This window comes from Micromonospora sp. 15K316 (assembly GCF_004348525.1).
Taxonomy (GTDB): domain Bacteria; phylum Actinomycetota; class Actinomycetes; order Mycobacteriales; family Micromonosporaceae; genus Micromonospora.
In genome coordinates, this window is the sequence record NZ_SMKG01000018.1 from 47174 (window position 1) to 58201 (window position 11028).

General features: G+C 72.5%; 8 protein-coding genes. 2 read left to right on the forward strand and 6 right to left on the reverse strand.

The annotated features are described in order from the left end of the window. Positions 1–90: 90 nt before the first annotated feature. From E1211_RS07140 to kdpF, 6 genes are all read right to left on the reverse strand, one after another. Positions 91–771 carry a response regulator gene (locus E1211_RS07140; RefSeq protein ID WP_132346661.1) on the reverse strand — a complete coding sequence of 227 codons (681 nt, stop codon included), beginning with the start codon at positions 769–771 and terminating at the stop codon, positions 91–93. Continuing rightward, entirely contained in the window at positions 768–3320 is a 2553-nt protein-coding gene (locus E1211_RS07145; RefSeq protein ID WP_132346663.1) for a DUF4118 domain-containing protein, read from the reverse strand. The genes E1211_RS07140 and E1211_RS07145 overlap by 4 nt, the downstream gene beginning before the upstream one ends. Before the next feature lie 87 nt (positions 3321–3407). Further along, positions 3408–4289 carry a potassium-transporting ATPase subunit C gene (locus E1211_RS07150; RefSeq protein ID WP_132346665.1) on the reverse strand — a complete coding sequence of 294 codons (882 nt, stop codon included), beginning with the start codon at positions 4287–4289 and terminating at the stop codon, positions 3408–3410. Continuing rightward, entirely contained in the window at positions 4289–6481 is a 2193-nt protein-coding gene (gene kdpB / locus E1211_RS07155; protein WP_132346667.1) for a potassium-transporting ATPase subunit KdpB, read from the reverse strand. The genes E1211_RS07150 and kdpB overlap by 1 nt, the downstream gene beginning before the upstream one ends. A gap of 21 nt (positions 6482–6502) precedes the next feature. Continuing rightward, positions 6503–8158 (reverse strand): potassium-transporting ATPase subunit KdpA, encoded by a 1656-nt coding sequence (gene kdpA / locus E1211_RS07160; protein WP_132346669.1) that lies wholly within the window; start codon positions 8156–8158, stop codon positions 6503–6505. Beyond that, positions 8158–8247, reverse strand: a complete 90-nt coding sequence (kdpF, locus tag E1211_RS07165; RefSeq protein WP_132346671.1) for a K(+)-transporting ATPase subunit F — start codon at positions 8245–8247, stop codon at positions 8158–8160. Before kdpF ends, kdpA begins: the two co-directional genes overlap by 1 nt. A gap of 441 nt (positions 8248–8688) precedes the next feature. On the opposite strand from kdpF, the gene E1211_RS07170 reads away from it, so the two are divergent. Continuing rightward, positions 8689–9843, forward strand: a complete 1155-nt coding sequence (locus E1211_RS07170; protein WP_132346673.1) for an acyl-CoA dehydrogenase family protein — start codon at positions 8689–8691, stop codon at positions 9841–9843. A 76-nt stretch (positions 9844–9919) separates the two neighbouring features. Next, a complete protein-coding gene (locus E1211_RS07175; protein WP_207915288.1) occupies positions 9920–11026 on the forward strand; it encodes a CaiB/BaiF CoA-transferase family protein in 1107 nt (368 codons plus the stop codon). The last annotated feature ends 2 nt before the right edge of the window (positions 11027–11028 follow it).

Consider the following 11028-nt stretch of genomic DNA (forward strand, 5'->3'; position numbering starts at 1 on the left):
TGATCGACTCGGGTTCCCTGACGTCGGGGTGTCCGGGCCGGCCGATACCCCGACTTCGATGATCTGGAGTCGGCCAGGAGCTCCGGCCGGTCAGGGGCGGTAGCGGTAACCCATGCCCGGCTCGGTGATGAGGTGCCGGGGACGGGCCGGATCGTCCTCCAGCTTGCGGCGCAGCTGTGCGAGGTACTGCCGCAGGTAGTTGCTCTCGTTCTCGTACTCCGGCCCCCACACCTCGTGCAGCAGCTGCCGCTGGCTGACCAGCTTGCCGGGGTGGCGCAGCAGCTTCTCCAGCACCGACCACTGGGTGGGGGTCAGCTTGATCTCCGTACCGTCGTCGCGGGTGACCGTACGGTCGGCGAGGTCGACGGTGTTGCGCCCCACCTTCAGCGTGGCGCCCGCCTCGGTCGCGGGGCCGAGCCGCCGGGTGACCGCCCTGATCCGCGCCAGCAGCTCCTCGACCCCGAACGGCTTCGTGACGTAGTCGTCGGCCCCGGCGTCCAGCGCCTCCACCTTGTCCTCGCTGCCGGCCCGCCCGGAGAGCACGATGATCGGCACGCTGGTCCAGCCTCGCAGCCCCCGGATCACCTCGACCCCGTCCAGGTCGGGCAGGCCGAGGTCGAGGACGACCAGGTCCGGCGGGTGGCTGGCGGCGGCCCGGAGCGCACCGGCGCCGGTGTCGGCCACCACGACGTCGTACCGCCGGGCGCGCAGGTTGATCCGCAGGGCACGCAGGATCTGCGGCTCGTCGTCCACGACCAGGATCCGGGTCATTCCTGTGGTCCCTCCGCCATGCCCTGGGTCGCCGCGGGCAGCCGCAGCACCATGGTCAGTCCACCACCCGGCGTCGTCTCCGGGGTGAGACTGCCACCCATCGCCTCCGCCAGGCCCCGGGAGAGCGCCAGCCCGAGCCCCACCCCGGTCTGGTTGTCCCGGTCGCCGAGGCGTTGGAACGGCAGGAACACGTGCTCCCACTGATCCTCGGGAATGCCGGGGCCGGTGTCGATGATCCGCAGCTCGACCCGGCCCGCGTGGGCGCTCGCGGTGACGTGCGGCGGCTGGCCGGGCGGGCTGTACCGCAGGGCGTTGGCGATGACGTTGACGAGCACCCGTTCGAGCAGGCCGGGATCGGCGGTGACGGCGGGCAGGTCGGCCGGGATGTCGGTGTCGACGCCGGCGGCCGGGGGCCCGAGCTCGTCGAGGGCCCGCGGCACCGCGTCCTCCAGGCCGATCTCGGCCGGCAGGACGCCGAGCGCGCCCGCCTGGAGCCGGCTCATGTCGAGCAGGTTGGCGACGAGCCGGGCCAACCGGTCCAGCGACTCCTCCGCGGTGGCCAGCAGCTCCGCCCGATCGTCCTCGTCGAAGTCGACGTCGGGGCTGCGCAGGCTGGTCACCGCCGCCTTCGCCGACGCCAGCGGGGTACGCAGGTCGTGGCTGACCGCGGCGAGCAGCGCGGTCCGCATCCGGTCCGCCTCGGCCAGCGGCCGGGCGGTGGCCGCCTCCTCGGCCAGCCGCTCCTGACGGAGCGCGACGGCTGCCTGGGCGGCGAACGCCTCGACCAGGCGACGGTCGGCCGCCTCCAGCCGGGCGCCGCAGAGCACCACGGTGATCCGTTCGTCGACCGGCACCACCGTCTCGCCCCGGTCGGGCGTGGTCGCCGGGTGGTCGCCGACGCTCGCGACCACGCACCAGGCCCGCTCCTCCCGGGCCCGGGCCGGCCGTCCGGTGGCCTCCTCGGCGAGTTCCAGCACGCTCACCGCGCGCAGCCCGAACGTCTCGCGCAACTGGTCGAGGAGCGCGATCAGCGGCCGCCCGCCCCGCAGCACCCCGCCGGCCACCGCGGCGAGGGTCTGCGCGTCGGCGGCGGCGCGGGCCGCCTCCCGGGTCCGCCGGGCGGCGACGTCGACGATCCAGCTGACCGCGACCGCGACACCGACGAAGACGGCGAGGGCGAGCAGGTTGTCGGGCTCGTTGATGGTCAGGGTGTGGAACGGCGGGGTGAAGAACCAGTTGAGGATCAGCGACCCGCCGAGCGCCGCGACCAGCGCCGGCCAGAGCCCACCGACCAGCGCCACCGCGACCACGGCGGCCAGGAAGAGCAGGATGTCGCTGGCCAGGGTGAGGTCGGGCAGGACGGTGAGCAGCAGGGTCAGCAGCGGTACGCCGAGCGCGGCGAGGGCGAAGCCGAGCAGCCGACGACGCCGGGACAGCGCCGCCGGCACCCCGGCGGCGCGCCGCCCGCGACCGGCCTCGGTGTGGGTGACCAGGTGCACGTCGATGGCGCCGGAGTGCGCGATCGTGGTCACCCCGACGCCGCGGGCGAAGAGCTGGGCGAAGCGGCCACGGCGGCTGGCGCCGAGCACGAGCTGGGTGGCGTTGACGCCCCGGGCGAAGTCGAGCAGCGCCGACGACACGTCCGCGCCGAGGACCTGGTGGTAGGTGCCGCCGAGGCTCTCCACCAGCACCCGCTGCCGGGCCAGCTGCGCCGGATCGGCACCGACCAGCCCGTCGCTGCGGGCCACGTGCACGGCGAGCAGGTCGGAGCCCTTGCTGCGGGCGGCGATCCGGGCGGCGCGCCGGACCAGCGTCTCCCCCTCGGGGCCGCCGGTCAGCGCGACCACCACCCGCTCGCGCGCCTCCCACGTCTCGGCGATGCCTTGCTGGTCGCGGTACCGGCCGAGCTGCTCGTCGACCTTGTCGGCCAGCCAGAGCAGCGCCAGTTCCCGCAGCGCGGTGAGGTTGCCGACCCGGAAGTAGTTGCCCAGCGCCGCATCGATCTTGTCGGGTCGGTAGATGTTGCCGTGGGCCATCCGTCGGCGCAGCGCCTCCGGCGTCATGTCGACCAGCTCGACCTGCTCGGCGGCGCGGACGATCTCGTCCGGCACCGTCTCCCGCTGCACGGTGCCGGTGATCTGCGCGACCACGTCGTTCACCGATTCGAGGTGCTGGACGTTGACCGTGGAGAGCACGTCGATCCCGGCGTCGAGCAGCTCCTGGACGTCCTGCCAGCGCTTGCCGTTGCGGGAGTCGGGAACGTTCGTGTGCGCCAGCTCGTCGACCACGGCGACCTCCGGCCGGCGGGCGAGCACCGCGTCGAGGTCCATCTCGGCGAACTCGCTCCCCCGGTACTCGACCGTACGGCGGGGCACCTGCTCCAGGTCGCCGATCATCGCGGCGGTGTGCTTGCGGCCGTGCGTCTCCACCAGCCCGATCACCACGTCGGTGCCGCGCTCCGCGCGCCGGTGGGCCTCTTCCAGCATCGCGTACGTCTTCCCGACGCCGGGCGCGGCACCCAGGTAGATGCGCAGCTCACCTCGTGACACGGAACCATCCTCTCCTGCGCCCTCGGACGGGCGCTCCCGCCGCGGGGCGAGACCACGTTCGTGGCCTCGCCCCAGGTGCTCGGCGGATCAGCGGGCGGGAAACTCCCGGTCCAGTGCCAGATTGAGTTCCAGCACGTTCACCCCGGGCGAGCCCATGAAGCCCAGCGCCCGGCCGGTGGTGTTCGCCTCGATCAGGCGGCGGACCGCCGCCGGGTCGGCGCCGCGCTCGCGGGCGACCCGGTTCACCTGCAACTCGGCGTAGGCCGGGCTGATCTGCGGGTCGAGGCCGCTGCCGCTGGCGGTCACCGCGTCGGCGGGTACGGCCGGCTCGGCGGGGGCGTCGCCGCGGATCGGGGTGATGATGCCGCCCTCGGCCACGTAGTCCTGGCCGGGCTCGGCCAGCTGCACCGGCACCCCCTGGTAGTTCGCCAGGAACGGGGTGGCCGGGGCGGCCTGGTTGACGCTCACCACCCGGGTGACAGCCCCGGTGAGGCCGTCGGCCCGGAACACGGCGAGCACCGCGCCGACCCCGTCCGGGGTGCAGAACGGCCGGCTGCCGTCCACGCCGTCGAGTTCACCGACCGCCTTGCTGCGCGCGCAGACCTGGGTGAGCAGGCTCTGCGAGGACTCCTCCGGGTCGGTGGCGATGGTGTCCACCACGTTCTCCGGGCCGAGGTTGCTGGCCGAGGTGGCGGTCGGGTCGTAGCCGTCGCCGGCCGCCGACGGGCGGCTCTGGAAGTAGCGGGCGATCGGGTTCCCGTCCGCGTCGGTGAAGGACTGGCCGATGAGGCCGCTGCCCACGGCACGTCCGTCGACGTTGATCATCGAACCGTTCGCCCTGCCGTGGAGGCCGGGGAGCTGGCCCACGGCGACCATGGTGAGCGGGTAGGCCAGGCCGAGCAGCACGGTGAAGACGAGCACGGCCCGCAGGGCGGCTAGGTGCTGGGTGATCCAGCTGGGTAGGCGCATCACGAGATCCCTGGGATGAACTGGATGAGCAGGTCGATGAGCTTGATGCCGAGGAACGGCACGACGAGGCCGCCCAGGCCGTAGAGCCAGAGGTTGCGGCTGAGCAGCTTCGACGCGCTGGCCGGCCGGTACCGCACGCCGCGCAGGGCGAGCGGGATCAGCACGACGATGATGATCGCGTTGAAGATGACGGCGGAGAGGATCGCCGACTCGGGGCTGGCCAGCCGCATGATGTTCAGCGCGTCCAGGCTCGGGTAGAGGCCGGCGAACATGGCCGGGATGATGGCGAAGTACTTCGCCACGTCGTTGGCGATGGAGAACGTGGTCAGCGCGCCCCGGGTGATCAGCAACTGCTTGCCGATCTCGACGATCTCGATGAGCTTCGTCGGGTCGGAGTCGAGGTCGACCATGTTGCCGGCCTCCTTCGCGGCCGACGTGCCGGTGTTCATGGCCACGCCGACGTCCGCCTGGGCGAGCGCGGGCGCGTCGTTTGTGCCGTCGCCCGTCATCGCGACCAGCCGGCCGCCCTCCTGCTCCTTCTTGATGAGGGCGAGCTTGTCCTCCGGGGTGGCCTCGGCGAGGAAGTCGTCCACCCCGGCCTCGTCGGCGATCGCCTTCGCGGTGCGCGGGTTGTCACCGGTGATCATCACGGTGCGGATGCCCATCCGGCGCATCTCGTCGAACCGCTCGCGCATCCCGGACTTGACCACGTCCTTGAGGTGGATGACGCCGAGCGCCCGGGCCGGCTCCCCGTCGACGTGCTCGGCGACCACCAGCGGGGTGCCGCCGGTACCGCTGATCGTGTCGACCAGTTCGCCGACCTGTTCGGTCGGGTGGCCGCCGTTGTCGCGTACCCACTTCATGACCGCCGCCGCAGCGCCCTTGCGGATCCGGCGCACGCCGCCGTCGACGCTCTCCGCGCCGAGGTCGACGCCGCTCATCCGGGTCTGCGCGGTGAACGGCACGAAGGTGGCGTGCGGCATGACGCCCGGCTCCCGCTCACGCAGCCCGAACTCGTTCTTCGCGAGCACCACCACCGAGCGCCCCTCAGGGGTCTCGTCGGCGAGGCTGGAGAGCTGCGCGGCGTCGGCGACCTCCGCCGGCTCGACCCCCTCGACCGGCAGGAACTCGGCGGCCTGCCGGTTGCCGAGGGTGATCGTCCCGGTCTTGTCGAGCAGCAGCGTGTTCACGTCGCCGGCCGCCTCGACGGCCCGACCGCTGACCGCGAGGACGTTGCGCTGGACCAGGCGGTCCATGCCGGCGATGCCGATCGCCGAGAGCAGCGCGCCGATCGTGGTGGGGATCAGGCAGACGAGCAGCGAGGCGAGCACCACGCCGGTGATGCCGGCGTCGGTGATCGCGCCGGTGTCCGACGCGGCCGCCTGGTAGCCCTTCGAGAAGATCGCCAGCGGCTGGAGGGTGACCACCGCGAGCAGGAAGATGATCGTGAGCGCGGCGAGCAGGATGTTGAGCGCGATCTCGTTCGGCGTCTTCTGCCGGTTCGCGCCCTCGACCAGGGCGATCATCCGGTCGATGAAGCTCTCCCCGGGCTTCTGGGTGATCCGCACGACGATCCGGTCGGAGAGCACCCTGGTGCCGCCGGTGACCGCGCTGCGGTCGCCGCCGGACTCCCGGATCACGGGCGCGGACTCGCCGGTGATGGCCGACTCGTCGACGCTGGCGATCCCCTCGACCACGTCACCGTCGCCGGGGATGATGCTCCCCGCCTCGACGAGGACGATGTCGCCCTGCTTCAGCTCGGGCGCGGCCACCGCCTCGTCCCGGTACGAGTTCGCCGGGGCGCCGGGCCGCCAGCCGATCAGCCGGGTGGCGATGGTGTCCCGCTTCGCCTGGCGCAGCGTGGCGGCCTGCGCCTTGCCCCGGCCCTCCGCCACGGCCTCCGCGAGGTTGGCGAAGATGACGGTGAGCCAGAGCCAGACGGTGATGGCCCAGGCGAACACCGACGGGTCGGCGATCGCCAGCACGGTGGTGAAGACCGCGCCGATCTCGACGATCAGCATCACCGGGGTGCGCCAGAGCGTGCGCGGGTCGAGCTTGCGCAGCGCGTCCGGCAGGGACCGGAGCATCTGCTTCGGGTCGAGCAGGCCGCCGCCGACCCGGTTGCCCTGGGTGGCGGGCGTGCCGGCGGTCGGCGCGTCGCCGGCCCCCGATGTCACCGACGTGACGGACATGTTCTCGTTCCTCATGAGAGATCAGAGCCCCTCGGCCAGCGGGCCGAGCGCGAGGGCGGGCAGGAAGGTGAGCGCGACGAGGACCACCGTGACGCCCGTGACCATCCCGATGAAGAGCGGCCGGTGGGTCGGCAGGGTGCCCTCGGACGCCGGGGTCGGCTGCTGGCGGGCCAGCGAGCCGGCGAGGGCGAGTACGAAGATGATCGGCAGGAACCGGCCGAGCAGCATGCAGAGCCCGAGCGCGGTGTCCCACCAGGTGGTGTTCACGGTGATGCCGGCGAAGGCGGACCCGTTGTTGTTGCTCGCCGAGGTGAACGCGTAGAGGACCTCGGAGAGCCCGTGCGGGCCGGCGTTGAGTGCGGTCTCGTTGTTGCCGGTGGCGAACGCCGCGGCCGTCCCGATCAGCACCAGCGCCGGCATGATCAGGAAGTACATCGAGGCGAACTTGATCTCCCGGGCACCGATCTTCTTACCCAGGTACTCCGGCGTACGGCCGACCATGAGCCCGGCCACGAAGACCGTGATCACCGCGAGGATCAGCAGGCCGTAGAGGCCGGAGCCGACACCGCCGGGGGCGACCTCGCCGAGCATCATGTTGAACATCGGCATCAGGCCGCCGAGCGGGGTGAACGAGTCGTGGAACGAGTTCACCGCGCCGGTGGAGGTCAACGTGGTCGCCGCGGCGAAGGTGGCGGAGTTCGAGACGTCGAACCTCACCTCCTTGCCCTCCAGCGCGGCGCCGACCGCCTGCGGAACGGTGCCGTGCCCGGTCAGCTCGAAGACGTTGGTCAGGGTGACGCTCGCCAGCGCCAGGATCGCCATCACGGCCGCGATGGCGTACCCCTGGCGGTTCTGGCCGACCATGCGGCCGAAGACCCGGGGCAGGCTGAACGGGATCAGCAGGATCAGGAAGATCTCGATCCAGTTGGTCCAGGACGTCGGGTTCTCGAACGGGTGGGCGCTGTTGGCGTTGTAGAAGCCGCCACCGTTGGTGCCCAACTCCTTGATCACTTCCTGGCTGGCCACCGGACCACCGGTGATCGTCTGGGTGCCGCCGGTCAGCGTGGTGACGTCGGTACCACCGGAGAGGTTCTGCACCACCCCGCCGAGCATCAGCGCGAACGCGCCGAGCACCGCGATCGGCAGCAGGATGCGCAGGGTGATCCGGGTCAGGTCGACCCAGAAGTTGCCCAGCTGCTCGGCGCGGTGCCGGGCGAAGCCGCGGACCAGGGCGATCGCGACCGCGATGCCGACCGACGCGGAGACGAAGTTCTGCACCGCGAGGCCGGCCATCTGCACGAGGTGACCCATTGTCGACTCACCCGAGTACGACTGCCAGTTGGTGTTCGTCACGAACGACACCGCGGTGTTCCAGGCGCCGTGCGGCACCACCGGATCGAAGCCCAGCGACAGCCAGAGCTTGTCCTGCACCCGCTGGAGCAGGTAGAGGAAGAGGAGCGAGACGACCGAGAAGGCCAGCACGCTGCGGGCGTAGACGCCCCAGCTCTGCTCGGCGGCCGGGTTGACCCCGACCAGCCGGTAGATCCCGCGCTCCACCCGAGACGACCGGGTGCCGGAGACCACCCGGTACATGTGGTCGCCGAACGGCTTGTAGACGGCGACCAGCGCCGCCACCAGCGACAGGACGAAGATGACGCCGGCTGTTGTCATGGTCATCAGAAGCGCTCCGGGAAGAGCAGGGCGACGACCAGGAAGATCCCCAGGCCGATCGCGAGCACCAGGCCGACGGCGTTGATCGCGCTCACAGCTTCTCCACCGCCCGGACCACCAGGGCGAGCGCCACGAAGAGCGCCACCGTCAGGACCACGAACACCACGTCAGACACGCTGACTCCTCGTACGGATAAGGTTCGTCGCGACCGCCTCCCGGTCGCGCGGGGCAATCAAAGCCCCACGGTCAGCGGTGCGACAGGGCCTATAACGGGACCGTGACGGGGGCGCGCAGCTTTTTGACGGCCTTTTCACGGGCCGCCCGGCGGCCGGTGAGCCGGCCCACCCGCCGGGCCTTCCGGACCGGCCCGGTCCCGGGTGCCGGGATCGGTTTTTTGGCGCAGTGGGTCATGCGGCGTCGAGGACGGCGTGCGTCAACCAGCGGCCCTGCGGTGCCCGCTCCGGCGTCCCGAGGCGGCGCACCCCAGCCGATCGACGCTTGTTGACACGTTGCCGGGCGGGCACGAGGGTGGGGCCATGCCGACGCCCCACCCCTCACCGTGGCGTAAGCCGGAGCACGACGACCTGGCCGACCTGGCCCGCGCCTTCTTCACCCGGGACGTGCTGCCGCACACCGACCGGCTGCTCGCGCAGGGGCACCCGGACCGGGAGCACTACCGCCGCGCGGGCGAGCTGGGCCTGCTCGGCCTCTCCGTCCCCGAGCAGTACGGCGGCGGGGGCGGCGACTTCACCCACGAGGTGGTGACGCTCCAGGAGCAGGCGTACGCCGGTGAGAGCAGCCTCGGCCTCGCCGTGCACAGCGGGATCGTCACCGGCTACCTGGTGGCGTACGGCAGCGAGGAGCAGAAGCGGCGCTGGCTGCCCGGCCTCTGCAGCGGCGAGCTGGTCGGGGCGATCGCCATGACCGAGCCCGACGGCGGCTCGGACCTCCAGGGGATGCGCACCCGGGCGGTACGCGACGGCGACGACTACCTGGTCACCGGGGCGAAGACGTTCATCAGCAACGGCGGGCTCGCCGATGTGGTCATCGTGGCCGCCAAGACCGACCCGGAGCAGCGTGCCGCCGGTATCTCGCTGCTGGTCTGCGAGGTCGGCGGCGGCCCGGAGGGCTTCCGCCGGGGCCGGCTGCTCTCCAAGATCGGGCTGAGGGCCAACGACACCGCCGAGCTCTTCTTCGACGGGCTGCGGGTGCCGGCGGCGAACCTGCTCGGCGACGCCGAGGGCCTCGGCTTCGTCCAGCTCATGCGGCAGCTCCCGCAGGAGCGGCTGGTGATCGGGGTGGGCGCGGTCGCCGCCATGGAGCGGGCCGTCGAGCTGACCGTGGCGTACGTGAAGGAGCGGACCGCCTTCGGCAGGCCGCTGCTCGGGCACCAGAACACCCGGATGGTGCTCGCCGAGTGCGCGACCCGGACGCGGGCGAGCCGGGTCTTCCTCGACGACTGCATCGTCCGGCACACCCGGGATGAGCTGGACGTGGCGACCGCCGCCATGGCGAAGTACTGGCTCACCGACGGGCAGTGCGAGGTCGTCGACAGGTGCCTGCAACTCTTCGGCGGCTACGGCTACACCACCGAGTACCCGATCGCCCGCATGTACGCCGACGCCCGCGCCCAGAAGATCTACGGCGGCACCAACGAGATCATGAAGGAGCTGATCGCCCGTGCCCTCTGATCCCGCAGCCGCCCCGCGCGGTGGGCCGCCGCCCGAGGGGAGCGACGGGCCTCCGGCCGCGGCGCGCGGCGGACCGCTGGCCGGGGTACGGGTCGTCGAGCTCGCCAGTCTCGCGCCCGCCCCGTTCGGCTGCATGGTCCTCGCCGACCTGGGCGCCGACGTGATCCGGGTGGACCGGCCGGGCGGCCCCGCCTCCGGACGGCTGGCCGCTCCCCCGGCCGGGCCGTTGCAGCGCGGCCGGCGGGTCACCACGCTGGACCTGAAGTCGCCGGCCGGCGTCGCGGCGCTGCTGAGCCTCCTGGAGCGCGCGGATGTGCTGGTCGAGGCGTACCGGCCGGGGGTGGCCGAGCGGCTGGGCTTCGGCCCGGAGCCCAGCCTGGCCCGCAACCCCCGTCTCGTGTACGCGCGGATGACGGGCTGGGGGCAGCACGGGCCGCTGGCGCCCCGGGCCGGTCACGACATCGACTACATCGCGGTCTCCGGCGCGCTCGAACCGCTGGGCCGCGCCGGTGAACGCCCGTACCCGCCCACGAACCTGATCGGTGACTTCGCGGGCGGCGGGATGCTGCTCGCCGTCGGTGTGCTGGCCGCGTTGCTGGAGCGGGAGCGCTCGGGGGTCGGGCAGGTGGTGGACGCCGCGATGGTCGACGGGTCGGCGCTGCTCACGGCGTTCCTGCACGGGATGATCGGCACCGGCGCCTGGTCCGCGCCGCGCGGCGGCAACCTGCTCGACGGTGGGGCGCCCTTCTACGACACCTACCACACCGCCGACGGCGGATTCGTCGCCGTCGGCGCGCTGGAACCGGCGTTCTACGCCGCCCTCCTCACCGGTCTGGGCCTGGCCGACGACCCCGACCTGCCCGCCCAGTACGACCCGGCCGGCTGGGCCGAGCTCCGTCGCCGGTTCGCCGAGCGGTTCGCCGGCCGTACCCGGGACGAGTGGGCGGCCGTCTTCGCCGAGTTGGACGCCTGCGTGGCACCGGTGCTCGCTCCCGGCGAGGCGCACCGCCACCCGCACAACGCCGCCCGGGGAACCTTCGTCGAGGTGGGCGGGGAGATCCAGCCGGCCCCGGCGCCCCGCTTCGAGCGGACTCCGGCACCGCCCCCGATCCCCGCCTCCGACCCGGAGCGGGACGCTCTTCCCGTGCAGGCCATCCTCGACACCTGGCCACCCCGCCCCTGACC

What these genes read in the sequence shown, in the direction of transcription:
- E1211_RS07140 (WP_132346661.1), bottom strand. Translation starts at nt 771, where the DNA reads ATGACCCGGATCCTGGTCGTGGACGACGAGCCGCAGATCCTGCGTGCC.
- E1211_RS07150 (WP_132346665.1), bottom strand. Translation starts at nt 4,289, where the DNA reads ATGCGCCTACCCAGCTGGATCACCCAGCACCTAGCCGCCCTGCGGGCC.
- kdpB (WP_132346667.1), bottom strand. Translation starts at nt 6,481, where the DNA reads ATGTCCGTCACGTCGGTGACATCGGGGGCCGGCGACGCGCCGACCGCC.
- kdpA (WP_132346669.1), bottom strand. Translation starts at nt 8,158, where the DNA reads ATGACCATGACAACAGCCGGCGTCATCTTCGTCCTGTCGCTGGTGGCG.
- E1211_RS07170 (WP_132346673.1), top strand. Translation starts at nt 8,689, where the DNA reads ATGCCGACGCCCCACCCCTCACCGTGGCGTAAGCCGGAGCACGACGAC.